20 protein-coding genes are annotated in these 25,087 nt (G+C 60.4%); 12 read left to right on the forward strand and 8 right to left on the reverse strand.

Going from position 1 to position 25,087, the window contains the following annotated elements:
- Window position 1: 1 nt before the first annotated feature.
- The 3 genes from B0E42_RS16030 to B0E42_RS16040 are packed head-to-tail and all read right to left on the reverse strand — an operon-like array spanning window position 2 to window position 4,883.
- A complete protein-coding gene (locus B0E42_RS16030) occupies window positions 2-589 on the reverse strand; it encodes a chemotaxis protein CheB (protein ID WP_003202309.1) in 588 nt (195 codons plus the stop codon).
- Window positions 586-1,401 carry a protein-glutamate O-methyltransferase CheR gene (locus B0E42_RS16035; protein WP_018601503.1) on the reverse strand — a complete coding sequence of 272 codons (816 nt, stop codon included), beginning with the start codon at window positions 1,399-1,401 and terminating at the stop codon, window positions 586-588. Before B0E42_RS16035 ends, B0E42_RS16030 begins: the two co-directional genes overlap by 4 nt.
- Window positions 1,401-4,883: a response regulator gene (locus B0E42_RS16040; RefSeq protein ID WP_077506830.1), complete on the reverse strand. Its 3,483-nt coding sequence runs from the start codon at window positions 4,881-4,883 to the stop codon at window positions 1,401-1,403. The genes B0E42_RS16035 and B0E42_RS16040 overlap by 1 nt, the downstream gene beginning before the upstream one ends.
- Window positions 4,884-5,130: 247 nt before the next feature.
- Between B0E42_RS16040 and B0E42_RS16045 the strand changes: the two genes are divergently transcribed.
- The 10 genes from B0E42_RS16045 to B0E42_RS16090 all read left to right on the forward strand — a co-directional run bounded on the left by B0E42_RS16045 (window position 5,131) and on the right by B0E42_RS16090 (window position 16,767).
- Window positions 5,131-5,514: a response regulator gene (locus B0E42_RS16045; RefSeq protein WP_077506831.1), complete on the forward strand. Its 384-nt coding sequence runs from the start codon at window positions 5,131-5,133 to the stop codon at window positions 5,512-5,514.
- A gap of 77 nt (window positions 5,515-5,591) precedes the next feature.
- The gene (locus B0E42_RS16050) at window positions 5,592-6,884 is read left to right on the forward strand and encodes a glycosyltransferase (RefSeq protein ID WP_077506832.1); all 1,293 of its coding nucleotides are present in this window, start codon (window positions 5,592-5,594) and stop codon (window positions 6,882-6,884) included.
- A gap of 70 nt (window positions 6,885-6,954) precedes the next feature.
- On the forward strand, window positions 6,955-7,860 hold the full coding sequence (locus B0E42_RS16055) for an AraC family transcriptional regulator (RefSeq protein ID WP_018601510.1): 906 nt from the start codon (window positions 6,955-6,957) through the stop codon (window positions 7,858-7,860).
- A gap of 297 nt (window positions 7,861-8,157) precedes the next feature.
- Window positions 8,158-9,468: a sugar ABC transporter substrate-binding protein gene (locus tag B0E42_RS16060; protein ID WP_077506833.1), complete on the forward strand. Its 1,311-nt coding sequence runs from the start codon at window positions 8,158-8,160 to the stop codon at window positions 9,466-9,468.
- A 152-nt stretch (window positions 9,469-9,620) separates the two neighbouring features.
- The gene (locus B0E42_RS16065) at window positions 9,621-10,553 is read left to right on the forward strand and encodes a carbohydrate ABC transporter permease (RefSeq protein ID WP_024618342.1); all 933 of its coding nucleotides are present in this window, start codon (window positions 9,621-9,623) and stop codon (window positions 10,551-10,553) included.
- 10 nt (window positions 10,554-10,563) lie between these two features.
- Window positions 10,564-11,394 (forward strand): carbohydrate ABC transporter permease, encoded by an 831-nt coding sequence (locus B0E42_RS16070; RefSeq protein WP_018601515.1) that lies wholly within the window; start codon window positions 10,564-10,566, stop codon window positions 11,392-11,394.
- A gap of 138 nt (window positions 11,395-11,532) precedes the next feature.
- The gene (locus B0E42_RS16075; RefSeq protein ID WP_018601517.1) at window positions 11,533-12,636 is read left to right on the forward strand and encodes an ABC transporter ATP-binding protein; all 1,104 of its coding nucleotides are present in this window, start codon (window positions 11,533-11,535) and stop codon (window positions 12,634-12,636) included.
- Window positions 12,637-12,651: 15 nt separating this feature from the next.
- On the forward strand, window positions 12,652-14,133 hold the full coding sequence (locus tag B0E42_RS16080; RefSeq protein ID WP_077506834.1) for a mannitol dehydrogenase family protein: 1,482 nt from the start codon (window positions 12,652-12,654) through the stop codon (window positions 14,131-14,133).
- 195 nt (window positions 14,134-14,328) lie between these two features.
- On the forward strand, window positions 14,329-15,816 hold the full coding sequence (gene xylB / locus B0E42_RS16085) for a xylulokinase (RefSeq protein WP_077506835.1): 1,488 nt from the start codon (window positions 14,329-14,331) through the stop codon (window positions 15,814-15,816).
- 12 nt (window positions 15,817-15,828) lie between these two features.
- On the forward strand, window positions 15,829-16,767 hold the full coding sequence (locus tag B0E42_RS16090; RefSeq protein ID WP_018601522.1) for a carbohydrate kinase: 939 nt from the start codon (window positions 15,829-15,831) through the stop codon (window positions 16,765-16,767).
- 97 nt (window positions 16,768-16,864) lie between these two features.
- Here B0E42_RS16090 and B0E42_RS16095 read toward each other — a convergent pair whose 3' ends face one another.
- From B0E42_RS16095 to B0E42_RS16115, 4 genes are all read right to left on the reverse strand, one after another.
- A complete protein-coding gene (locus B0E42_RS16095) occupies window positions 16,865-17,146 on the reverse strand; it encodes a DUF1652 domain-containing protein (protein ID WP_014338168.1) in 282 nt (93 codons plus the stop codon).
- A gap of 388 nt (window positions 17,147-17,534) precedes the next feature.
- A complete protein-coding gene (gene ilvA / locus B0E42_RS16100; RefSeq protein ID WP_018601526.1) occupies window positions 17,535-18,542 on the reverse strand; it encodes a threonine ammonia-lyase, biosynthetic in 1,008 nt (335 codons plus the stop codon).
- A gap of 359 nt (window positions 18,543-18,901) precedes the next feature.
- Entirely contained in the window at window positions 18,902-20,050 is a 1,149-nt protein-coding gene (locus B0E42_RS16110) for a PQQ-dependent sugar dehydrogenase (protein ID WP_018601528.1), read from the reverse strand.
- A 47-nt stretch (window positions 20,051-20,097) separates the two neighbouring features.
- Window positions 20,098-20,439 (reverse strand): hypothetical protein, encoded by a 342-nt coding sequence (locus B0E42_RS16115; protein ID WP_077506837.1) that lies wholly within the window; start codon window positions 20,437-20,439, stop codon window positions 20,098-20,100.
- A gap of 257 nt (window positions 20,440-20,696) precedes the next feature.
- Here B0E42_RS16115 and B0E42_RS16120 point away from each other — a divergent pair, with 257 nt between their 5' ends.
- Window positions 20,697-21,587 (forward strand): Ku protein, encoded by an 891-nt coding sequence (locus B0E42_RS16120; RefSeq protein WP_077506838.1) that lies wholly within the window; start codon window positions 20,697-20,699, stop codon window positions 21,585-21,587.
- A 264-nt stretch (window positions 21,588-21,851) separates the two neighbouring features.
- On the opposite strand, the gene lpxO is transcribed toward B0E42_RS16120, so the two are convergent.
- On the reverse strand, window positions 21,852-22,751 hold the full coding sequence (gene lpxO, locus B0E42_RS16125) for a lipid A hydroxylase LpxO (RefSeq protein ID WP_077506839.1): 900 nt from the start codon (window positions 22,749-22,751) through the stop codon (window positions 21,852-21,854).
- Window positions 22,752-23,157: 406 nt separating this feature from the next.
- On the opposite strand from lpxO, the gene B0E42_RS16130 reads away from it, so the two are divergent.
- A complete protein-coding gene (locus B0E42_RS16130; protein WP_003181279.1) occupies window positions 23,158-24,747 on the forward strand; it encodes an ABC-F family ATPase in 1,590 nt (529 codons plus the stop codon).
- The last annotated feature ends 340 nt before the right edge of the window (window positions 24,748-25,087 follow it).

The raw sequence follows: 25,087 nt of genomic DNA on the forward strand, positions 1-25,087 counted from the left end.
TTCATTCCAGCCCGGCCAGCAATTGGCCGATGCCTTGCAAAGTAAGGATATGGTCGGGCTCGTGCAGGGCCAGCGCCGCTTCGGGCATGGTCGAGACCTGGGCTTCACCGGGGTCCTGGACCACCGTGATCCCGCCCAGTGCCCTGACCTTCGCCAAGCCACAGGCGCCATCATTGTTGGCGCCGGTCAGCACCACGGCCAGCAATTTCTGGCCATAGACATCGGCGGCCGATTCAAACAACACATCGATGGACGGCCGCGAATGATGCACCGGTTCCTCCAGGCTCAACGACAGGCTACGGTCAGCCTCGACCGACAAGTGATAGCCAGGCGTGGCGACATACAAGGTTCCCGGCACGATGTCTTGCTTGTCTCGGGCTTCCTCCACCGGCACCGCCAGACGATGTCCGAAGACACGGGCCAGTTGGCTTTCGCGCTCGTCCGGCAAATGCAATACCACCAGGATAGGCACGCCAAAACCCTTGCGCAGGTGTCCGAAGACCCTGAGCAACGCTTCGACGCCACCGGCCGATGCACCGACGACAATGGCCTCGATGGGCGGGTTGGATCTGTCCTTCGTCTGGTTCATAACTTGCGATAGATCCGTTCCTGTTTGACCAACGGCTCGAATCGATGGCCGTAAGCCGAGAAATCCAACGTCTCCTTACTGCCCAATACCAGGAAACCACGGTGACAAAGGGACTCATGAAACAGCCCAAACGCACGATCCTGTAGTTTCTTATTGAAATATATCAATACGTTACGACAGGAAATTAACTGGGTTTCTGAAAAGACACTGTCGGTCGCCAGGCTGTGATCGGCAAAGGTCACGTTCTCGCACAGGGTTTTGTCGAACATCGCATAATCGTAGGCGGCGGTATAGTAATCGGCAAACGAGCGCCGGCCTCCGGCGGCCTGGTAGTTCTGGGTATAGGTGCGCACGTTCTCCAGGGAGAAAATCCCCTGCTTGGCTTTTTCCAACGAGCGCGGGTTGATATCGGTGGCATAGATGAGCGTGCGGTCCAGCAGGCCTTCTTCGCGCAGCAGGATCGCCATGGAGTAGACCTCCTCCCCCGTGCTGCAACCAGCGATCCAGATCTTGATCGAAGGGTACGTCCTGAGCAGCGGCACGATTTCCTCGCGGATAGCGAGGAAATGCGAGGGGTCGCGAAACATCTCGCTGACCGGGATCGTCAGCAGTTGCAGCAACTGCATGAACGCCCCCGGGTCGTGCAGCACGCGCTCCTGCAATGCCGAGATGGTCCTGCACTCGAGCTGGCTCAGCGCATGGTGGACCCGGCGCTTGATGGACGCACCGGAATAATCGCGAAAATCGTAGCTGTACTTGAGGTAGATCGCTTCGATCAACAAACGAAGTTCAATGTCAGTGTCACGTTCCACTAAATTCTTTCCATATTCGGCAACCACACGCGAATCAGCGAGAACAGACGATCCAGATCGATCGGTTTGGCCAGGTAGTCGTTGGAACCCGCCGCCAGGCAGCGCTCCTGATCATCCTTCATGGCCTTGGCCGTCACGGCAATAATGGGCAGCTTGCGCCAGCGCGGGTCCTTGCGGATCAGCGCGGTGGCTTCGAAACCGTCCATCTCCGGCATCATTACATCCATCAGCACCAGATCGATATCGTCGAACTCGTTCAGGCGATCGATCGCCTCGAAGCCGTTACGGCCGATGACAACGATCGCCCCCTTCGCCTCCAGGGCGCTGGTCAGGGCAAAGATGTTGCGCACATCGTCGTCCACCAGCAGCACCTTGCGGCCTTCAAACACCTTGTCGCGGCTGCGGGCGGCCTTGAGCATCCGCTGCCGTTCATGGGACAACCGGGATTCGACTTTGTGCAGAAAGAGTGTCACCTCGTCCAGCAAGCGCTCTGGCGAACGGGCGCCCTTGATGATGATCGAGCGCGAATACTTGCGCAGTTCGGCCTCTTCGTCACGGGTCAGGTTGCGCCCGGTGTAGACGATCACCGGCGGGAAGGAACAGATGTCTTCGCTGGACATGCGCTTGAGCAGGTCATTGCCGAGCATGTCCGGCAACTTGAGGTCGATGATCATGCAGTCGTAGACATTGGTCCGCAGCAGGTCCAGGGCTTGCTGGGCCAGGCCAACGGCGGTGATCTCGATGTCATCATCGCCGATCAGCCGGGTAATACTGTCACGCTGCAGGTCATCGTCCTCCACCAGCAGCACCCGCTTGACCTTCTGGGTCAGCTTGGCCTCAAGGCGGGCGAATACATCCTTGAGTTCTTCACGGGTGGTCGGCTTGACGGCATAGCCGATGGCGCCCATGTGCATGGCGGCTTCGACGCGGTCTTCGACGGAAATCACGTGCACCGGAATGTGCCGGGTTTCGGCTCGCTCCTTGAGCCGCTGCAACACCGTCAGCCCGGAATGGTCCGGCAGGCGCATGTCCAACAGGATGGCGTCGGGGGCCAGTTGCAAAGCCAGGTCGAAACCTTCATCGGCACCGTGGGCCACCAGGCACTGGTAACCGAGCTCATGGGCCAGGTCGAACAGGATGTGGGCGAACTTGGGTTCGTCCTCGATCACCAGGATGCACCGGGTGTCGAACGGCGCCTTGTCGCGGTCGTCGGCGAAGCGGGCAATCGGCGTATCCACTTCAGCGATCAGCGGTGCCGGGGCGGCTTTTGGCGCAACCGGCGCTGGCGCGGTGGCCGTCGGGGTGAAGGTCATCGGCTCTGTCGGCGTGTCCCCGGGCTCGACATAACGCTCAGGCATTACCAGCGTAAACACGCTGCCCTGCCCCGGCTCGCTGGAAACCGAGATAGAGCCGCCCAGCAACATGGCCAGGTCCCGGGAAATCGACAACCCCAGGCCCGTGCCGCCGTAACGACGGTTGGTCGTGCCATCAGCCTGGCGGAACGCTTCGAAGATGCTCTGCTGCTGATCGGCGGCGATGCCGATCCCGGAGTCGCGCACCATGAACGCGATGCCCGAACCCGGCTGCCCGGCCACAGCCAGGCAGACGGAGCCTTGCTCGGTGAACTTCACGGCATTGGACAGCAGGTTCTTGATCACCTGCTCCAGGCGCTGGCGGTCGGTGTAGAGCATCGCCGGCGCATCGGGCAATACCTGGACCTCGAATCCCAGGCCCTTGTCGGCTGCCAACGGCTCGAACATGTCCCGCAGGCCTTCCACCAGACGCTGCACGCTGGTGTTTTCCGGGCGCACTTCCAGCTTTCCGGCCTCGACCTTGGAGATGTCGAGAATATCGTTGATCAGGTTCAACAGGTCGTTGCCGGCGGAGTAGATCGACTCGGCGAACTTGACCTGTTCCTCGCTGAGGTTCTGCTGCGGGTTTTCCGCCAGCAGCTTGGACAGGATCAGCGAGCTGTTGAGCGGCGTGCGCAGCTCGTGGGACATATTGGCCAGGAACTCGGATTTGTACTTGCTCGAACGCTGCAACTCTTCGGCGCGCTCCTGCAATTGGATCTGGGCCAGGTTCAGCTCGCTGTTCTTCTGGTCCATGGCGTCGCGCTGCTCGGCCAATTGCTCGTTGGTCTGCTCCAGCTCCTGTTGCTGGGCTTCCAGGTGGGCCTGGGATTCCTTGAGGATGCGCGACTGCTCTTCCAGTTCCTCGTTGGCGGTCTTGAGCTCTTCCTGCTGCACTTGCAGTTCTTCGTTCAACTGCTGGGTTTCGGCCAGTACTTCCTGCAAGCGCTGGCGATAACGGGCGGCCTCGATGGAGGTGCCGATATTGCCGGCGATCAACTCCAACAGCTCGATATCGCGCTCGGTCAATGGCCGCAGGAAGCCCAGCTCGATGACCCCGTTGATCCGGTCATCGTCACTGGTGGGCACCACCAGCACGCTGTTGGGCAAGCCTTGCCCCAATCCGGAGCTGACTTTGAGGTAATCGTCCGGTACGTCGTCCAGGCGAATAAGACGGCCCTGTTGCACGGCCTGGCCGGCGATGCCTTCACCGTCAACGATCATCTGTTGCTGCTGGTCATCCTCCCGGGACAGGCCATAGGTGGCGACGCGCTTGAGGACGCCATTTTCTTCCCGCGTATAGAGTGCAGCGACCGCCACATCCAGGTACTTCGCACAGAACTGCAGGATATTGCGGCCCAACAGGTTCAGGGACAACTGCCCCAGGACCTGTTCGGCCAGCAGCGTCTGGCCATTGCGCAACCAGGCCTGCTTCTCCAGGTGCAAAGCGCTGCGTTGCTGGACTTTCAGGCTGGCGCTGTAGCTTTCGGACAAGTTCAACAGATCCCGGCGGCCGACGTAGGCCAGCAACCCACTGACAGCGGCGACGAACAGCAGGTACAGGGCAATGCTCCAGACCGTGGTGGTGCGCACGTCCTGGTTACGTGCCGCGCGCAGTTGCTGCTCGGTATCGACGATTTCCTCGAAGGTGTGGCGGATCTCGTCCGTCAAGCGCTTGCCGCGCCCGGACCTCACCGCGCTCCGGTAATCTCCACTGCTGCGTTGCAGGTCGATCATGCCCTGGGCGTACTTGGACCATTCCGTCTGGAGCGCTTGTATCTTGTGCAACCGGTCGGTCTGGACGGGGTTGTCGGCTGTCAATTCCAGCAGTGTATCCAGCGCGACGGCAATCCGCGGCTTGGCCACTTCATAGGGTTCGAGAAAGTGCTCGTCACCGTTCAACAGGTAGCCACGCATGCCGGTTTCCAGGTCCACGCTCAGCTTGAGCGCCTCATTGGCATTATTGATCACCCGGTCGGTATGCCCGACCCACTGGATCACCGACAGCAGGTACGTGACAAGGATGATGAAAAACACCGCGCTGAGGGCGCCCATGCCCAGCGGCAGGCTGATATTGCGGCTCAGGAGCTTGCGAAAACTTTGCTCGTCAACCGAAGACGAAGGAGTCATGGAAAGGGCCTTGGTGGACAGTTGAAAACCGTGGAGTTTGCCCGAAAAACGGCGTTTGGATCCACATTATCTGACGAGTCAAAGGCGCAAGTCCCGCGACGATCTACCTTGTAGCAAGGAAGCGACTATCCTTGTCAGCTCTTGTACTATAGATCCTTTCTTGTACAACCCTGGGAACTTGTGCCGCCTTGGCGCTTACTCATGAATGAGGCTTTTTTTCGTACCTTCCCACCCCCATCTTTCGAGAATGTCTACTATGCCCAAAGCATCCGCCGCCACCCAGCCCACCATTCTGGTAGTCGAAGACGATGACATTGTGCGGATGTTGATCGTCGACGTGCTGGAAGAACTGGAATACCAGGTGCTGGAGGCGGATGGTTGTGAGCAGGCACTGGAGTTTTTGTGCGACCTCGAAAAATATGACATCGACCTGATGATGACCGACGTCGGTCTGCCGGAAATGGACGGGCGGGAATTGGCCAAGAAGGCTCGGCTCGAACGGCCACAACTGCCGATCCTGTTTGCCAGCGGTTACGCAGAAAGCATCGACGTGCCTGAAGGCATGTCGGTAATCGGCAAGCCCTTCTCCATCGATCAATTGCGCGACAAGGTCAGACGCATTCTTGCTTGAGCCGGATCGCATTCTTGGTCACTATCGGCGCCCCGCGCGCCGATGGCGCCTGATTCGCGCCAAGGAACCCCCTGCCCATGCGTCACCCCACCGCCACCAAAGTCCTGGTCATCGGCTATGTCTGGCCCGAGCCGCGTTCATCGGCGGCCAGTGGGCATGTCATGCAGATCCTCGAGGCCTTCCTCGGGCAAGGCTGGGACATCACCTTCAGCAGCCCGGCCGGCCCGGGCGAGCAACGTGCCGACCTGGTCGCGCTGGGCATCCGCGAAGTGCCCATCGAACTCAATAACAGCAGTTTTGACGTATTCATCCGTGAATTGGCGCCGGACATCGTGTTGTTCGACCAGTTCATGATGGAAGAACAGTTTGGCTGGCGGGTCGAAAAGCACTGCCCGGGCGCCCTGCGGGTGCTGGAGACGTCAGACTTGCAGAGCCTGCGCCACGCCCGGCACCAGCGTTTGAAGGACCGCCTGAAGCACGATGAGGCTGGCGAGGATTTCAGCGACCTCTTCGCCCCGGCCCTGGACGAGGAGTTCCAGCGGATGGCCGACACCGACCTGGCCAAGCGGGAAATCGCCGCCCTGTACCGCTGCGACCTCAACCTGATGGTGTCCGAGGTTGAAATCGAACTGTTGGTGGAACACTTCAAGCTGCCCCGCAACCTGCTGCTCTGGTGCCCGTTGATGCTGGACCTGCCCAGCGAACAGCCCGTGCCGTTCGAGGAGCGAGCGCATTTTCTCAGCATCGGCAACTTCCGCCACGCGCCGAACTGGGACGCCGTGCTCTGGATGAAAAACGCCATCTGGCCACTGATCCGCCAACAATTACCCGGCGCGCAACTGCACCTGTACGGCGCCTACACCCCACCCAAGGCCGCCGCATTGCACAACCCGGCCCAGGGCTTTCACATCATGAACTGGGCCGAGGACGCCTTGCAGGTGATGTCGGCGGCACGCATCTGCCTGGCGCCGCTGCGTTTCGGCGCCGGCATCAAGGGCAAGTTGATCGACGCCATGCGCTGCGGCACCCCCAACGTCACCACGCCCGTGGGCGCCGAAGCCATGCACGGCGGCATGCCCTGGCCCGGCGTGATTGCCCAGAGCGCCGAAGGCATCGCCAATGCGGCGGTGCAGTTGTATCGCGACCCGGCACGCTGGACCCAGGCCCAGGATGCAGGCCTCGCCCTGCTGGAGAACCGCTACCGGCAACAGGTGCACGGCCCGGCGCTGATCGACAGCATCAACGCTTGCCGGGCGGACCTTGCACAACGACGCCGGGACAACTTCACCGGCAGCATGCTGCGTCACCACCAGCACAAAAGCACCCAATACATGTCCCAGTGGATCGAAGAAAAAAACCGCAACGGCTAGACGTCAGAGTGGCAGCCGCCTGGCGAAGGGGGCATTATCCAGCGGCGATAACAATAAAAGCGCCAGACCCATGACCCGAACAGCCAGAATCACCGACCCCTCCTACGAGTTGATGGACGACCATAACGGGTTGTCCATCATCTACCGTCAGCACGGTTTCCCCTGCCCGCTGGTGCGCTGGCATTTCCACAAGGAATACGAGCTGCACTTGATCGTCGCCAGTTCCGGCAAAGTGTTCATTGGCGACTACATCGGCAACTTCTATCCCCAATCGCTGTTCCTCACCGGGCCCAACCTGCCCCATAACTGGATCAGCCAGGTGGCCGAGGACGAAGTGGTGCACAAGCGCGACATGCTGGTGAACTTCACCGACGAGTTGTTCGAAAGCGGCCACCAGGTGTTCGCCGAACTCAAGACGGTCGCACCGCTGCTCGAACGTGCCCAATACGGCATCGAGTTTCGCTGCAAGCGCACCATCCGCCAGGCCATGACCCTGATGCAGCGCATCGCCGATTCTCAGGGCATGAGCCGCCTCGGGCATTTCTTCATCCTGATGGAGCTGCTGGCCGGCACGGATGACTACCAACTGCTTTCCGGCGCGACCTCCCCGCAAGCGGCGGACGAACACAGCATCGACCGCACCAACCGCGCGGTGGACTACATCTTTGCCCACTACGCCCGGGAAATGTCCCTGGAAGAAGTGGCCGAGCACCTGGGCATGAAACCCACCTATTTCAGCCGGGTGTTCAAACAGGCCACTGGCCGCTGCTTCATTGAATTCGTCAATCGCCTGCGCATCAGCAAATCCTGCGAATTGCTGGCCGACGGCGACAAACCGGTGACAGACGTGTGCTTTGAATCCGGCTTCAACAACATCTCCAATTTCAACCGGCGTTTCCAGCAACTCAAGGGCATGACCCCGTCCCATTATCGGCGGCTGGCGGTGCAGCGGTTGACCGAGCAGAATCAAGGCTGAGAATCTCGGATCATTTCTGTGGCGGGATTCATGTGGGAGCAAGGCTTGCCCGCGATGCAGGCGCCTCGGTTCCCCGGAAGACCGCGTCAACTTCATCGCGGGCAAGCCTTGCTCCCACAGATAATTTCCATCGCCACACCCCACCCAGTGCAAAAAAGTATCAGCACAAGTGCGACGGATGATTTGTCACGCCGTCCAATGAGGGCTGTAATCAGCGCACATTCTTCCCTTCATCCGGAAGACACAAAAACAATAACTGTCCTTCTGCAGCCTTCGGGCGCGGAAAAGGAGTGCGCGATGAAACCTTCGGTAAAAGCTCTGCTTGTCTCCACCTGCATGGCCCTCAGCAGCGTCAGCTTCGGCGCAGAGACCCTCACCATTGCCACGGTCAATAACAGCGACATGATCCGCATGCAAAAGCTCTCGAAAACCTTCGAGGCCGAGCACCCGGACATCAAGCTCAACTGGGTGGTGCTCGAAGAAAACGTCCTGCGCCAGCGCCTGACCACCGACATCGCCACCCAAGGCGGACAGTTCGACGTACTGACCATTGGCATGTACGAAGCTGCACTCTGGGGCGCCAAGGGCTGGCTGGAACCGATGAAAGACCTGCCGGCCTCCTACGACCTGGACGACGTATTCCCTTCCGTACGTGATGGCTTGTCGGTCAAAGGCTCGCTGTACGCCCTGCCGTTCTATGCCGAAAGCTCGATCACCTATTACCGCACGGACCTGTTCAAGAACGCCGGGCTGACCATGCCCGAACACCCGACCTGGACCCAGATCGGTGAGTTCGCCGAAAAACTCACCGACAAATCCAAGGAGCAATATGGCCTGTGCCTGCGGGGCAAGGCCGGTTGGGGCGAGAACATGGCGCTCATCACCACCCTGGCCAACGGCTTTGGCGCGCGCTGGTTCGATGAGAAGTGGCAGCCGCAATTCAATGGGCCCGAGTGGAAGGATGCGCTGAACTTCTACGTCGACAATATGAAGAAATCCGGCCCGCCGGGCGCTTCCAGCAACGGCTTCAACGAAAACCTGGCGCTGTTCAACAGCGGCAAATGCGCGATCTGGGTGGATGCCAGCGTCGCCGGCTCGTTCGTCACCGACAAGACCCAGAGCAAGGTGGCCGACCACGTCGGATTCACCTTCGCCCCCCACGAAAAAACCGACAAGGGCACCTCGTGGATGTACTCCTGGTCGCTGGCCATCCCGGCCAGTTCCAAAGCCAAGGAAGCGGCCACGGTCTTTACCACCTGGGCAACGTCCAAGGAATACAGCCAATTGGTCGCCAAGACCGACGGTATTGCCAACGTACCGCCAGGCACCCGCACCTCGACCTACAGCGACGAGTACATGAAGGCCGCGCCGTTTGCCAAAGTGACCCTGGAGTCGTTGAAAGTCGCCGACCCGAAAGCGCCAACCCTCAAGCCTGTGCCCTACATCGGCATCCAGTTGGTGACCATTCCCGAGTTCCAGGCCATCGGCACCCAGGTGGGCAAGTTCTTTTCCGGCGCGCTGACCGGCCAGCAGACCGTGGACCAGGCGTTGACCGCCGCGCAGTCCACCACCGAACGCGAGATGAAACGTGCTGGGTATCCCAAATAATCCGCGCCGCCTGCTCTCGCTTTCTGTGGGAGCGGGCTTGCTCGCGAATAGGTCGGCACATTCAACATTAATGTGACTGACAAATCGCTTTCGCGAGCAAGCCCGCTCCCACAGGGGGATCTTCATAGGCCCGCAAAAATCGGTTCAATGCCATGAATAGCTCAACAACAACTGCCAAAGCCCCCATCGAGATTGCCCCGCCGGCACGCAAGATCCGCCTGGCGAACCCCGGTTGGTTCCTGGTCAGCCCTTCGGTGGCCTTGTTGCTGCTGTGGATGATCGTGCCGCTGGGCATGACCGTCTACTTCTCGCTGATCCGCTACAACCTGCTCTACCCCGGTGAAAACGAATTCGTCGGGCTGGAGAACTTCACCTACTTCCTGACCGACTCGGGTTTCATGCCCGGTGCCACCAACACCTTGTTGCTGGTGGGCAGCGTGCTGCTGATCAGTATCGTGCTGGGGGTGTTGATCAGCGCGCTGCTGGAGGCCAGTGAGTTTTTTGGTCGCGGCATCGTCCGAGTCCTGCTGATCTCGCCGTTCTTCATCATGCCCACCGTCGGCGCGCTGATCTGGAAGAACCTGATCTTCCACCCGGTGTCGGGCATCCTCGCCTCGGTGTGGAAACTGTTCGGCGCCCAACCGGTGGACTGGCTGGCCCATTACCCGCTGCTGTCGATCATCATCATCGTGAGTTGGCAATGGCTGCCCTTCGCGATCCTGATCCTGATGACCGCCATGCAGTCGCTGGACCAGGAACAGAAAGAGGCCGCGCGCCTGGACGGTGCCGGCCCGATCGCGATTTTCTGGCACCTGACCCTGCCGCACCTGGCCCGCCCGATTGCCGTGGTGCTGATGATCGAAACGATCTTCCTGCTGTCGGTGTTCGCCGAGATCTTTACCACCACCAACGGTGGCCCTGGCTACGCCTCGACCAACCTTGCCTACCTGATCTACAACCAGGCACTGGTGCAGTTCGACGTCGGCATGGCTTCGGCCGGTGGCCTGATTGCCGTGGTCATTGCCAACATCGCCGCCATCATCCTGGTCCGGATGATCGGCAAAAACCTCACCGACAAGCACTGAGGCCGTCGCCATGACTCTTCAACAATCCCGTCGCCTGCAAAGCCTGCTGCTGGGCACGCTGGCCTGGGCCATCGCGATCCTGATCTTCTTCCCGATCTTCTGGATGGTGTTGACCAGCTTCAAGACCGAAATCGATGCGTTCGCCACGCCGCCGCAGTTCATCTTCGCGCCCACGCTGGAGAACTACCTGCACATCAACGAGCGCAGCAACTACTTCAGCTTCGCCTGGAACTCGGTGGTGATTTCCTTCAGCGCCACCGCCCTGTGCCTGCTGATTGCGGTGCCGGCGGCCTACTCCATGGCGTTCTATGAAACCCAGCGCACCAAAGGCACGTTGCTGTGGATGCTCTCCACCAAAATGCTGCCGCCAGTGGGCGTGCTGATGCCGATCTACCTGCTGGCCAAGCAATTTGGCCTGCTGGACACGCGTGTCGCGTTGATCATCATCTACACGTTGATCAACCTGCCCATCGTGGTCTGGATGATTTACACCTACTTCAAGGACATCCCTCGCGACATCCTCGAGGCCGCACGCCTGGATGGTGCCACGCTGTGGCAGGAGATGGTCCGCGTGCTGCTGCCGATTGCCAAGGGCGGCCTGGCGTCCACCGTGCTGCTGTCACTGATCCTGTGCTGGAACGAGGCCTTCTGGTCGCTGAACCTCACCTCCTCCAAAGCCGCGCCACTGACGGCGTTGATCGCCTCTTATTCCAGCCCGGAAGGTTTGTTCTGGGCCAAATTGTCGGCCGTCTCGACCCTGGCCTGCGCGCCGATCCTGATCTTTGGCTGGATCAGCCAGAAACAGCTGGTGCGCGGTTTGTCCTTCGGCGCGGTGAAATGAACCGTCAAAAGATCGCAGGCTTCGCCAGCTCCTACACACAGCTCACAGCCTCCGCGATCCCTGTAGGAGCTGCCGAGTGCAACGAGGCTGCGATCTTTCCCAGCCAACTGAATAAATGACAAGTGGAGGCCCATCATCATGGCCAACCTGAAAATCAAGAATTTGCAAAAGGGTTTCGAAGGTTTCTCCATCATCAAGGGCATCGACCTTGAGGTGAACGACCGCGAGTTCGTGGTCTTCGTCGGCCCGTCAGGCTGTGGCAAGTCCACGCTGCTGCGGCTGATCGCCGGCCTGGAAGAGGTCAGCGACGGCACCATCGAACTGGATGGCCGGGACATTACCGAAGTCAGCCCGGCCAAGCGTGACCTGGCGATGGTGTTCCAGACCTACGCCTTGTACCCGCACATGAGTGTGCGCAAGAACATGTCCTTCGCCCTGGACCTGGCCGGCGTACCCAAGGCCGAGGTCGAGAAGAAGGTCAACGAGGCGGCGCGCATCCTCGAGCTGGGGCCGATGCTCGAGCGCAAGCCCAAGCAACTGTCCGGTGGCCAGCGCCAGCGTGTAGCGATCGGCCGGGCCATCGTGCGCAACCCGAAAATCTTCCTGTTCGACGAACCACTGTCCAACCTCGACGCCGCCCTGCGGGTGCAGATGCGCCTGGAGCTGGCGCGCCTGCACAAGGAGCTGCAGGCGACCATGATCTACGTGACTCACGACCAGGTCGAAGCCATGACCCTGGCCGACAAGGTGGTGGTGCTCAATGGCGGGCGCATCGAGCAGGTCGGCTCACCGCTGGACCTGTATCACCAGCCAGCCAACCTGTTTGTCGCCGGGTTCCTCGGCACGCCGAAAATGGGCTTTCTCAAAGGCAAGGTTACCGGCCTGGACAGTCTGGGCTGTGAAGTGCTGCTGGACGCCGGCACGCGTATCAGCCTGCCCTTGAGCGGTGCCAACCTGAGCGTCGGCGGCGCGGTGACCCTGGGGATTCGCCCGGAACACCTGAACCTGGCGCAACCGGGGGATTGCACCCTGCAAGTCACCGCCGACGTCAGCGAGCGACTGGGCAGCGACACCTTCTGTCACGTCGTCACGGCCTCCGGCGAAGCCTTGACCATGCGCGTTCGCGGCGACCTGGCGAGCCGTTTCGGCGAGCAACTGAGCCTGCACCTGGACGCTGAACACTGCCACTTATTCGATGCCGAGGGCGTTGCGGTGACCCGCGCGCTGCGCGCCGCCGCCTGATTGCCGAGACCTGCGATGAAACTCAACCGACAAAACCTGCACAACCTCAAGCCTGACGTCGCCCTGCCCGCCTACCCTTTGGGCGACATCCGCCAGGGCATCGCCCACATCGGCGTTGGCGGTTTCCACCGGGCTCACCAGGCCTACTACACCGATGCGCTGATGAATACCGGCGCCGACCTGGACTGGGCCATCTGCGGCGTGGGCCTGCGGGCCGAGGATCGCCGTGCCCGGGACGACCTGGCCGGCCAGGATTACCTGTTCACCCTGTACGAACTGGGTGACACCGATGACACCGAAGTCCGGGTGATCGGCGCGATCAATGACATGTTGCTGGCTGAGGATGGCGCCCAGGCGCTGATCGACAAACTGGCCGATCCGCAGATCCGCATCGTCTCGCTGACCATCACCGAGGGCGGCTATTGCATCGACGACAGCAACGGCGAGTTCATGGCCCACCTGCCGCAGATCCAGCACGACCTGGTCCATCCTGACACTCCGAAAACCGTCTTCGGTTTCCTCTGCGCCGCCCTGGCCAAGCGCCGCGCGGCCGGCACCCCGGCGTTCACGCTGATGTCCTGCGATAACCTGCCCCACAACGGCGCAGTCACTCGCAAGGCGCTGCTGGCGTTTGCCGCACTGCGCGACCCGGAACTGGGCCATTGGATCGACGCGAACGTGAGTTTTCCAAATGCCATGGTCGATCGCATCACCCCGATGACCAGCAGCGCGCATCGCTTGCAGCTACATGACGAACATGGCATCGACGACGCTTGGCCGGTGGTCTGCGAACCGTTCGTGCAATGGGTCCTGGAAGACAAGTTCGTCAACGGTCGCCCGGCCTGGGAAAAGGTCGGCGTGCAGTTCACCGATGACGTCACACCTTATGAAGAGATGAAAATCAAGCTGCTCAACGGCAGCCATCTGGCGTTGACCTACCTGGGTTTTCTCAAGGGTTATCGCTTCGTCCACGAAACCATGAACGACCCGTTGTTCGTGCGTTACATGCGCGCCTACATGGACCTGGACGTGACGCCGCAACTGGCGCCAGTGCCGGGCATCGACCTGACCGACTACAAGAACACCCTGGTGGAGCGTTTTTCCAACCAGGCGATTGCCGATCAGTTGGAACGGGTCTGTTCGGACGGCTCGTCGAAGTTTCCAAAATTCACGGTGCCGACCATTAACCGCTTGATCGCCGACGGTGGCGAAACCCGTCGCGCGGCGCTGGTGGTGGCGGCCTGGGCCGTGTACCTGAAGGGCGTGGACGAAAACGGCGTGACGTATTCAATCCCGGACCCACGGGCGGCGTTTTGCCAGGCACTGGTGGCTGACGATGCGCTGGTGACTCAGCGGGTGCTGGAGGTGGAAGAAATCTTTGGCACCGCCATTCCCCGCTCGCCGGAGTTCGTGGCAGCATTCGAATGGTGCTGCAACAGCTTGCGTGAGCATGGGGTAACACGAACACTTGAGCGGATACTGGCTGACGTGAACTAAGCTCGACGCGATCCGCTCTTGTGGCGAGGGGATTTATCCCCGCTGGGCTGCGAAGCAGCCCCAAATGTTTCTGCTGCTTCGGTGTATCAGGCAGTACATCTGGGGGCCGCTTCGCGACCCAGCGGGGCGGTGCGACGTTTCGCTAAATCCCCTCGCCACAGGTTCTGTGTTTTGTTCTTTGATCCGAGGATTTCCATGGCAAACCAACAACTGTTCCTGGGCATCGACTGCGGCACCCAAGGTACCAAGGCACTGGTCCTGGATGCGATCAGCGGCCAGGTTCTCGGCCAGGGCGCCGCTGCCCACAGCATGATCAGCGGCCCCAACGGTCGCCGCGAACAAGACACCCAGCAATGGCTCGATGCATTCACCCAAGCGACTCACCAAGCCTTGGCAGACGCCGGCGTCGATGGCCAGGCGATCCTCGGCATCGGCGTCTCCGGCCAGCAACACGGCCTGGTCCTGCTTGATGACCAGGGCCAGGTCTTGCGCCCGGCCAAGCTGTGGTGCGACACCGAGACAACGCCGGAAAACGATCGGCTCCTGGCGCACCTGGGCGGTGAAGACGGCAGCCTCGAACGCCTCGGCGTGGTGATCGCGCCGGGCTACACGGTTTCCAAGCTGCTCTGGACACGGGAGCAGCATCCCCAGGTGTTCGAACGCATTGCCAGCGTCCTGCTGCCCCACGACTTTCTCAACTACTGGCTCACCGGTCGCCATTGCAGCGAATACGGCGACGCCTCGGGAACCGGCTATTTCAACGTACGCACCCGCCAATGGGACGTGCAACTGTTACAACACATCGACCCCAGCGCACGCTTGCAAGCGGCGCTGCCGGAACTGATCGAGGCCCATCAGCCAGTCGGACGCATCCTGCCGGCCATTGCAGCGCACCTGGGCATCAACCCTGACGCCGTGGTGGCAAGTGGTGGCGGCGACAACATGATGGGCGCCATCGGCACCGGGAACATTCAGCCCGGTGTGATCACCATGAGCCTCGGGTCCTCCGGTACGGTCTACGCCTATGCCGCCGAACCTGCGGTCAGCCCACAACCGTCGGTGGCGACGTTCTGCTCCTCCAGCGGTGGCTGGCTGCCGCTGATCTGCACCATGAACCTGACCAACGCCACCGGGGCGATTCGCGAATTGCTGGCGCTGGACATCGACACATTCAACGCCCTGGTGGTCCAGGCTCCGATTGGCGCCGAGGGCGTGTGCATGCTGCCGTTCCTCAACGGCGAGCGTGTTCCCGCCCTGCCCCATGCCACCGGCAGCCTGCTGGGTCTGACCACCACCAACCTGACCCGGGCCAACCTGTGTCGCGCCGTGGTCGAAGGCACGACCTTCGGTTTGCGCTATGGCTTGGACCTGCTGCGAGCCAACGGGCTCCAGGCGCAGAGCATTCGCCTGATCGGCGGCGGCTCGAAGAGTGCGGAGTGGCGGCAGATCGTCGCCGACACCATGGACACCACGGTCATTTGCACCGAACAGAGCGAAGCCGCTGCCTTGGGAGCGGCGATTCAGGCAGCATGGTGTCACTCGGGTTCACCTACGGATTTGGCCGAGCTGTGCGAGCGCTGCGTCAAGCTCGACCCGACCAGCGAAACCCGGCCAATCGCCGCGCATGTCGCGGCGTCGCAACAAGTTTATGAACGTTATCGACAACACGTCGCAACCCTTTGAGAGCGGGAAACTATGTATTTGGTGTGTGGTGAAGCGCTGTTTGATTTTTTCAGTGAGACCGAGGCGAATGGCCCGGCCTCGCAAGTGAACTACAAGGCCATTGCCGGCGGTTCACCGTTCAACGTGGCCGTGGGGCTGCGCCGCCTGGGTGTTGAATCGGCGCTGTTGACCGGGCTGTCCACCGACTACCTGGGCCGACGCTTGCAACAGGTGCTGCTCAATGAAGGTGTCAGCGCCCAATACCTGGTGGAGTTCGACGCACCGACCACCCTGGCAATGGTTGCCGTGGGCGCCAATGGTTCGCCCCACTACAGTTTTCGCGGCGAAGGCTGTGCGGACCGACAACTGAGCCTGGCGCATCTACCGGACCTGGGCCCCGAGGTACGCGGCTTGCATTTCGGCTCGTTCTCGCTGGTGGTCCAGCCCATCGCCGACACGCTCCTGGCCCTGATGCAACGCGAAAGCGGCCGCCGCCTGATCAGCCTCGACCCGAATGTGCGACTCAACCCGCAACCGGATATCGAGCTGTGGCGCTCACGGATTGCGACGCTGGTGCAATATGCCGACCTGATCAAGGTCAGTGACGAAGACCTGGAGCTGCTCTACCCAGGGGTTGAGCCCAAGGCGATCGTCGAAGGTTGGCTGGGGAACCGCTGCCAATTGGTCTTCCTGACCCGTGGCGGCCAGGGCGCTACGGTCTTCAGTCGCCAACACGGCTCATGGTCGCTGCCGTCCTGTCCGGTGAAGATCGCCGACACCGTGGGGGCAGGCGACACCTTCCAGGCCGCGCTGATTGCGTGGTTGACTGAACAACAATTGGATTCGGTCGAGGGGTTGCATACCCTGACCCGGGAACAGATCAGCGCCATGCTTGAGTTCGCCATTCGCGCCGCCGCCCTGACGTGTGGCAAAACCGGGCCAGACCTGCCATACAGGCAACAATTGAACTGAATGGCGCATCGCTGCTAAAAAATCGCAGCTAAAAACTGGACGCCGGGTTCGGACACGACCGGACCCGAGCGTCAGGCTTACAAGGACAACGCCGCTATTAGCGCCCAGTCATCCGATGGTGTTGCTGATGAAAGTGATTGCCAGCGGCAGGGTTGTGGTCGAGCTCGGTACGCAGCTCGGCGATCAAGTCGTTGATGGCCCGGCAACCGGTGAGTTTATTGGCATCGATGTCGGTTTTGACCAAAGCCACGCGATCGGTTTCGTGATCGTCGTAAATCTTGACCGTCATCTTGAGCTCAGGTGACAAGGTGCATTGCGAGCGCTTGGGCAACAAGCTGCTTTCAATGATGTTTCGCATTTCGAGGGCAGATAGAAACATGGCGACTCTCTCCTGTTGAGGCGGCCAACTTATGTTCACGCCGGCGGTATTTTCGTCCGTTTTCTTCCCTGCGGACTGGGACTACGAATACCGTGCCGTTCGTTCGTTCTTTTTTTTAGCGTTTTCAGTCAACGAGTTCGCCAGGCGAACTCTTGAATCATCCCGCAATAAGTGTGCCTGTATTGAAGACCTTGCGGATTGATCTGAATCAAACGCTTAGCTTCTTCCCGCGCCAGAGAGCTCGTGCAAAATGCAAGGAAACGCTATTTTTTCCATGCAAACTGCAATCACTTTTATCCTGTTCGCAAACTAGAGTAGCCCCTAATGTGAAGACGCAAGCGGGCATCCGTCGCCTGCTTCAAAAAAAGTGTGACGTAGCGTAAAAAACTCAAATCGCGCCCACCGCCGCACGCTCGGCCACGTGGCGCAAACTGTCGAAATTGATATTGGCACCGGAGTCGATCGCCACCAGCGTCTGGCCTCGCGCCCCCGTGTGCGCCACGTACTGCTTGATGCCTGCCACCGCCAGTGCGCCCGACGGTTCGGTGATGGAGCGGGTATCGTCATAGATGTCCTTGATCGCGGCGCACAGTTGATCGTTGCTCACGGTCATCACTTCATCGACACAGAAACGACAGATATCGAGGCCATGGGCGCCGATCTGCGCGACGGCCACGCCATCGGCGAAGGTTCCCACTTCTGGCAAGGTCACCCGCTCACCGGCTGCCAGTGCCGCCTGGAGGCAAGCAGAATGCTGCGACTCGACGCCGATGATGCGTACCTCCGGGCGCAGGTACTTGACGTAGGCCGCGATCCCGGCGATCAGCCCACCGCCGCCGACCGGGACGAAAATCGCATCCAACTGGCCGGGGTGCTGGCGCAGGATTTCCATGGCGACAGTGCCCTGCCCGGCGATCACGTCCGGGTCATCGAAAGGCGAGACGAACTCCCGTCCGGTCTGCTCGGCCAGGTCCAGCGCGTGCGCCAGGGCAAACGGAAAGCTTTCCCCGTGCAGAATCGCTTCGGCGCCTCGGTTGCGCACGCCCAGCACCTTCAATTGCACAGTGGTCACAGGCATGACGATGCTGGCCGAAATCCCCAACTCCCGTGCCGCCAGCGCGACACCCTGGGCATGATTGCCGGCAGACGCGGTGATGACGCCACGGGCGCGCTGCTCCGGGGTCAGTTGCACGAGTTTGTTGTAGGCACCGCGGATCTTGAAGGAAAAGGTCGGTTGCAGGTCTTCACGCTTGAGCAGGATCCGGTTACCCAAGGCCTCGGACAGTGCAGGAGCCGCTTGCAGCGGCGTACGCACGGCCAGCTCATAGACCGGCGCGGCGAGAATCTTCTTAACATAGTGCTCAAGCAGGGCTTGCTCGGTGCGGGTAACGGTCATGGCGATCTCCTGGTTCGGGCGGAGCCCAGGAGACAGAAAGAAAAAACCCGCCTCCAGGGCGGGTTGGGTGCAGCCGACAGCTAACCCGCCAAATAAGGAATGGCGGTAATAATGCTTGGCTGGCTGCGCAGTACGGTTGAGTTCATGCCTGGAAATTAGCGGTGTGTTGGCGGCAAGTCAATGGCAAATTGTAGGAGCTGGCGAAGCCTGCGATCTTTTGATCTTGATCTTGATCTTGATCTTGATCTTGATCTTGATCTTGATCTTGATCTTGATCTTTCGCTTGAGATTCAAGTGTCCGGGGAAAGATCGCAGCCTCGTTGCACTCCACAGCTCCTACATGGCTCCTACAGGTTGTGTCATTTGAGTCCGATTTTATACAGCGCCCCGTCGTCCTCATCCGTCAGCACATACAGGTAACCATCCGGGCCCTGGCGAACATCCCGGACGCGTGCCTTGAGCTCGCCCAGCAAACGCTCTTCATGGACGACCTTGTCGCCCTGCAATTGCAGGCGAATCAGTTCCCCGGGCACCAGCGCCCCGATGAACACGTTGCGCTGCCAGGCCTTGAAACGATCATGGTCGTAGAACGCCATGCCGCTGAGCCCCGGTGACACCTGCCAGACGTGGTGAGGGTCAAGGCCGCCCTCGACGGTCTTGCCCTGGGCTTCGGGAATCGGGGCGCCAGAGTAGTTGATGCCATGGGTCGCCAATGGCCAGCCGTAGTTCTTGCCGCGCTCGATGATGTTCAATTCATCACCGCCCCTGGGCCCGTGCTCGTTTTCCCACAGCGTGCCATTCCAAGGGTTGAGGGCGGCGCCCTGGGGGTTGCGCATGCCGTAGGACCAGATCTCGGGACGGACGTCTTTCTGGCCGACGAAGGGGTTGTCGTCGGGCACCTTGCCGTCGGGGTAGATACGCACGACCTTGCCTTGCAGCTTGTCGAGGTCCTGGGCGGTGGCCCGCTCGTTGTTTTCCCCCAAGGTAATGAACAGATAGCCGTCGCGATCGAAGACCAATCGCGAGCCAAAGTGGTTGCCCGTGGACAGCTTGGGTTGCTGGCGGAAGATCACATCGAAATTCTTCAGGCTCTTGAGGTCTTCGGACAGTTGTCCGCGCCCCACGGCGGTGCCGGCCTTGCCGTCTGCGCCCGCCTCGGCATAAGACAGGTAGACGGTGCGGTCCTGCTTGAAGTCAGGCGACAGCACCACGTCCAGCAGACCGCCCTGGCCCTTGGCCCACACTTGTGGCACACCACTCAAGGGTGTGGACAATTGACCATCGGGGCTGACCACGCGCAGGTTGCCCGGTCGCTCCGTCACCAGCATGCCCTGCTGGCCAGGCAAGAACGCGACGGACCAAGGGTGTTCCAGCCCCTTGACCACGGTGGTCACTTCCAGGGTGCCCTCCTCGCTCTTGAATGACTGGATTGGCGCGGCAGCAGCCGGCGTGGCAAAGGTCAGGACAGCGCTGGCGCAACAGGCGGCCAGGAGTGTTTTACGCAACATGCACATTTCCTTCTGCGGTGTTGAAAGAGAACAACGGACTCCGGCGCCTAGCGGTTGCCATTCTGGCTGTTCCTGGGGGGCGTGGGAGACTCGATGGTGGGACGCGGCGAACCCGACGGTTGGCCGGACCGAGGGTAGCCATTACCGATGCCGCCATTTTCCAGGGTCGGTGGGCGTGGTACAGGCACGCTCGGATTGTCATGAATCGTCGGCACGTTGGGCCGCGTGCCCTGCATGCTGTTGGGATTAGCCCGCCGTGTCGGGCTGTTATAGGGATTGTTGTTGCCCGGCAGATTCTGGGCCAGGACCATAGGGCCTTCGCACGGAGGGGTGGCCTGGGCAGCGGCGGTCAGTAATAGCGTCATGATGGCGAGTATCAGCCTGTTCATTCGGACACCTCTTGAGTTCAGGCATATCGAAAGCACGCTACGCCGCAGGTTCGCCATTGTTAAGCGAAATGTCCCGGTGAAGATGTAACCAAGAGTCTCCGCCCCCTGTGGGAGCGAGCTTGCTCGCGATGGCGGTGGGTCAGCTTGCATCAATAGCGCCTGTACCGTTGCCATCGCGAGCAAGCTCGCACAATGGAAACTTTTCCCAAGGCGCGAAGGTCACCAGAAAGACATTCACCGGCAAGGACAACACCACCATGGCACGGGCAATCTGGAAAGGCGCAATCAGTTTCGGACTGGTCCACATTCCTGTCGCGCTGGTGTCGGCCACCTCTTCCCAGGGCGTGGATTTTGACTGGCTGGACAAGCGCAGCATGGACCCGGTGGGCTACAAGCGGGTCAACAAGGCCACGGGCAAGGAAGTGACCAAGGACGACATCGTCAAGGGTGTCCAGTACCAGAAAGGCCAGTACGTGCTGCTCAGCGAAGAGGAAATTCGCTCCGCCCACCCCAAGTCCACCCAGACCATCGATATCTTTGCCTTTGTCGACAGCGAGAAGATCCCGTTGCAAAACATCGACACGCCCTACTTTCTCGCCCCCGACAAACGCGGGGGCAAAGTCTATGCCCTGCTGCGCGAAACCCTGGTCGAGACCCACAAGGTCGCCCTGGCCCACGTCGTGCTGCATACCCGCCAGCACCTGGCGGCGCTCATGCCCCTTGAATCGGCGCTGGTACTGGTGATGCTGCGCTGGCCCGCGGAGGTGCGCGACCTTGATGTCCTGGAGCTGGGCGACGAGGTGACGAACCCGACCCTGGCCAAGGGCGAGCTGGAAATGGCCAAGCGTCTCGTGGCAGACATGAGCGCCGACTGGGAGCCGCAAGAATACCGGGACAGTTTCGAAGACAAAATCATGGAACTGGTGGAGAAAAAGGCCAATGAAGGCCGTCTCGAAGCGGTGGAGACCGACCCGGGCGAAGAACAACGCAAGACCGCCGATGTCATCGACCTTACCGAGTTGCTTAAGCGCAGCCTGGGCAGCAAGGGCAAGGTCACCGACAAATCCGCCGGGAAGGCCCCGGCAAAACCTGCGAAAACCGGCAAATCCGCGCCTGCCAAAAAAGCCACCAAGGCCTCCCGGGGCTAAAAACCTGGCGTATGCCGCGCTGGAACGGGCCAAGGGCTCGGGCGCCAACCCTTGGGAAGGCTACAACCACCGCCAGCGGATCACCGCCAGTATGTGGGAGCAAATTGGACGCGCAAAAACCCAACGACTGAACACGCGTAGGACGTAGGAGCTGTCGAGTGCAACGAGGCTGCGATCTTTCCACAAACAATTGAGTCCAGAGCGAAAGATCAAGATCAAAAGATCGCAGGCTTCGCCAGCTCCTACGGGGGATGAGGCCTCGGTTCAGATCCAGACAAAGATCGCCAGCAAACCACCAAAAAAAGCCCACTTCTGCAGGTAATACAGCGTGCGGTTGCGTTTCTTCAGGGCCTTGCCTTGCAAGCGTATATTGTAGAGCCTGGAGAACGCCCGGTTCAGGCCGCCCGTCCTGTCACCGGCGTCGTTGGGCGCACCGGCCGCCGCCATCACGGTGCGGCTGAACCAGCGGTTGAACGCGCTGGCCCAGCGAAATTTCATGGGCCGCTCCACGTCGCAGAACAGGATGATGCGGTTATGGTCGGTGGTGTTCTGGGCGTAATGAATAAACGTTTCGTCGAAGATCACCGCCTCGCCATCGCGCCAATGATAAGGCTCGCCATCGACATTGATGTAGCAACCGGCATCGTTGGGCGTTTCCAGGCCCAGGTGATACCGATAGGACCCGGCATATGGGTCGCGGTGCCGGACCAACTTCGAGCCCGGCGGCAACTCGGCAAACATCGCCGCCTTGATCGAGCCGATGCTCTGCACCAGTTCGGTGGTGCGTGGGCACAGTTTCATGGCCGAAGGATGGCTGTCGCCGTACCACTTCAGGTAGAAACGCTTCCAACCGGTCTTGAAGAACGAGTTGAAGCCCACGTCGTCGTATTGATTGGAACGCTTGATCTCCCCTGCGTGCAGCAGGTTCTGGCCTTCGGCCCGGATCTCTTCCCAGTGGGCCTGCAACGGGCTCAGGTCCGGGAACTGCGCCGGGCTCAGGAACGGCCTGTTGGGCAGTTTCGAGCACAGGTAAAGCAGGCAATTGATCGGTGCGAGAAAAGACGAATGATCGCTCAACTGGCGGCCGATCTTATGCCGCACCCGCCCGCGCAGATGAACGTAGCCAATGGAGAAAATGTAAATCGCAACAATGATGAGCTTCACGGAAACCGTCACAATGCAGGAGTGAACAGGTTGCTTTCCCGGGCCAGCCAAGCGGCAAGGGAGGTAGCATCGAGTGAGATGGCATTCTAGCCACAGTTTGTAACCGAAAGTTATCCTTCAATTGTGAAAAACTGTCTTGCCCAGGCAATCCCCTATCGTTTATGCGGCCAGATCAGTACAATCGCCGCCAACTATTACTACGCGCCCCCTTTGGCCGATACCGCAAACCACGGCTTCGGCGCACGTCTACCGGGCCAGGCGCTCCGTATGCTGCTGTCCTCTTATGCCGGATGGACCCTTGCGCTTGCGACCGCGACGCCTTTGGGCGGTCGGGACGTGCGCAAACAGGTACTGAACAGGTACTGCCGCACCCTTAGCTACTCTGAATGTTCCGCAGGATAAACCTTTGATCTCTACAGCTAACATCACGATGCAGTTCGGCGCCAAGCCACTGTTCGAAAACGTCTCTGTCAAATTCGGCGCGGGCAACCGCTACGGTCTGATCGGCGCCAACGGTTGCGGCAAGTCGACCTTCATGAAAATCCTCGGCGGCGACCTCGAGCCGTCTGGCGGCCAGGTCATGCTCGAGCCGAACGTGCGCTTGGGTAAACTGCGCCAGGACCAGTTCGCCTACGAAGAATTCACCGTGATCGACACCGTGATCATGGGTCACGAAGAGCTGTGGAAGGTCAAGGCTGAGCGCGATCGCATCTATTCGCTGCCGGAAATGACCGAAGAAGACGGCATGGCCGTGGCCGAGCTGGAAACCGAATTTGCCGAGATGGACGGTTACACGGCCGAATCCCGTGCCGGTGAACTGCTGCTGGGCCTGGGGATTGGCATCGAGCAGCATTTCGGCCCGATGAGCGAAGTGTCGCCAGGCTGGAAACTGCGTGTGCTGCTGGCCCAGGCGCTGTTCTCCGACCCGGAAGTGCTGCTGCTCGACGAACCGACCAACCACCTGGATATCAACACCATCCGCTGGCTGGAAAACGTGCTGACCCAGCGTTCGAGCCTGATGATCATCATCTCCCACGACCGTCACTTCCTGAACAGTGTCTGCACCCACATGGCGGACCTGGACTACGGCGAGCTGCGCCTGTTCCCGGGCAACTACGACGAGTACATGACCGTGGCGACCCAGTCCCGGGAGCAATTGCTGTCGGACAACGCCAAGAAGAAAGCGCAGATTTCCGAGCTGCAATCGTTCGTCAGCCGCTTCTCGGCCAACGCCTCGAAAGCCAAGCAGGCCACCTCCCGCGCCAAGCAGATCGACAAGATCCAACTGGCCGAGGTCAAGCCATCGAGCCGCGTCAGCCCGTTCATCCGCTTCGAGCAGACCAAGAAACTGCATCGCCAGGCGGTCATTGTCGAGCGCATGGCCAAGGGTTTTGACGGCAAGCCATTGTTCAAGGACTTCAGCTTCACCGTCGAAGCCGGTGAGCGCGTGGCGATCATTGGCCCGAACGGTATCGGCAAGACCACCTTGCTGCGCACCCTGGTCAATGAACTGGAACCCGATGCCGGTACCGTGAAATGGACCGACGCCGCGGAACTGGGCTACTACGCCCAGGACCATGCCCATGACTTCGAAGACGACGTCAACCTGTTCGACTGGATGGGCCAATGGACCCAGGGCGGCGAACAACTGGTTCGTGGCACCTTGGGCCGCATGCTGTTTTCCAACGACGAGATCCTCAAGTCGGTCAAGGTCATTTCCGGTGGTGAGCAAGGCCGCATGCTGTTCGGCAAGCTGATCCTGCAAAAGCCGAACGTGCTGGTGATGGACGAACCGACCAACCACTTGGACATGGAATCGATCGAAGCGCTGAACCTGGCACTGGAAAACTACCCGGGCACGCTGATCTTCGTCAGCCATGACCGTGAGTTCGTCTCGTCCCTGGCTACCCGCATCATCGAGCTGAGCGCCGATGGCGTGGTCGACTTCAGCGGCACCTATGACGACTACCTGCGCAGCCAGGGTGTGGTGTTCTAAGGACGGCCCTTGGCTGTTCGCTGCAAAAGCAAAGCCCTGTCCACTGTGACAGGGCTTTTTTGTATCCCAAGGGTAAAAACCTGTGGGAGCGAGCTTGCTCGCGATGGCGGCCTGACAGTTGGCCTGGGGTTTGTTGACTGGGTACATATCCATTGCTGCGGTAACGGCGGCTTATGGTTCCGCCCCTACGGCGGGTCACTTTTGGAAGAGCGCTGTACGGACCGGACACATGGTTGACGGGTGTGCGGGGACATGGTGGACACTTTCCAGCGAGCCAATTTCGCCGGAAAGCCATCATGCCTTGGACTACGAGAGACGCCATGAGCCTGAAACAAGAGTT

The organism is Pseudomonas sp. A25(2017) (genome assembly GCF_002001065.1).
GTDB lineage: Bacteria > Pseudomonadota > Gammaproteobacteria > Pseudomonadales > Pseudomonadaceae > Aquipseudomonas > Aquipseudomonas kilonensis.

Excerpts from the sequence above, each read along its gene's own strand:
- B0E42_RS16060 (WP_077506833.1), top strand. The coding sequence starts at position 8,158 with ATGAAACCTTCGGTAAAAGCTCTGCTTGTCTCCACCTGCATGGCCCTC.
- B0E42_RS16110 (WP_018601528.1), bottom strand. The coding sequence starts at position 20,050 with ATGTTGCGTAAAACACTCCTGGCCGCCTGTTGCGCCAGCGCTGTCCTG.
- B0E42_RS16080 (WP_077506834.1), top strand. The coding sequence starts at position 12,652 with ATGAAACTCAACCGACAAAACCTGCACAACCTCAAGCCTGACGTCGCC.
- B0E42_RS16120 (WP_077506838.1), top strand. The coding sequence starts at position 20,697 with ATGGCACGGGCAATCTGGAAAGGCGCAATCAGTTTCGGACTGGTCCAC.
- B0E42_RS16070 (WP_018601515.1), top strand. The coding sequence starts at position 10,564 with ATGACTCTTCAACAATCCCGTCGCCTGCAAAGCCTGCTGCTGGGCACG.
- xylB (WP_077506835.1), top strand. The coding sequence starts at position 14,329 with ATGGCAAACCAACAACTGTTCCTGGGCATCGACTGCGGCACCCAAGGT.
- B0E42_RS16050 (WP_077506832.1), top strand. The coding sequence starts at position 5,592 with ATGCGTCACCCCACCGCCACCAAAGTCCTGGTCATCGGCTATGTCTGG.
- ilvA (WP_018601526.1), bottom strand. The coding sequence starts at position 18,542 with ATGACCGTTACCCGCACCGAGCAAGCCCTGCTTGAGCACTATGTTAAG.
- B0E42_RS16055 (WP_018601510.1), top strand. The coding sequence starts at position 6,955 with ATGACCCGAACAGCCAGAATCACCGACCCCTCCTACGAGTTGATGGAC.
- B0E42_RS16040 (WP_077506830.1), bottom strand. The coding sequence starts at position 4,883 with ATGACTCCTTCGTCTTCGGTTGACGAGCAAAGTTTTCGCAAGCTCCTG.
- B0E42_RS16075 (WP_018601517.1), top strand. The coding sequence starts at position 11,533 with ATGGCCAACCTGAAAATCAAGAATTTGCAAAAGGGTTTCGAAGGTTTC.
- B0E42_RS16065 (WP_024618342.1), top strand. The coding sequence starts at position 9,621 with ATGAATAGCTCAACAACAACTGCCAAAGCCCCCATCGAGATTGCCCCG.
- B0E42_RS16030 (WP_003202309.1), bottom strand. The coding sequence starts at position 589 with ATGAACCAGACGAAGGACAGATCCAACCCGCCCATCGAGGCCATTGTC.
- B0E42_RS16115 (WP_077506837.1), bottom strand. The coding sequence starts at position 20,439 with ATGAACAGGCTGATACTCGCCATCATGACGCTATTACTGACCGCCGCT.
- B0E42_RS16090 (WP_018601522.1), top strand. The coding sequence starts at position 15,829 with ATGTATTTGGTGTGTGGTGAAGCGCTGTTTGATTTTTTCAGTGAGACC.
- B0E42_RS16095 (WP_014338168.1), bottom strand. The coding sequence starts at position 17,146 with ATGTTTCTATCTGCCCTCGAAATGCGAAACATCATTGAAAGCAGCTTG.
- B0E42_RS16045 (WP_077506831.1), top strand. The coding sequence starts at position 5,131 with ATGTCTACTATGCCCAAAGCATCCGCCGCCACCCAGCCCACCATTCTG.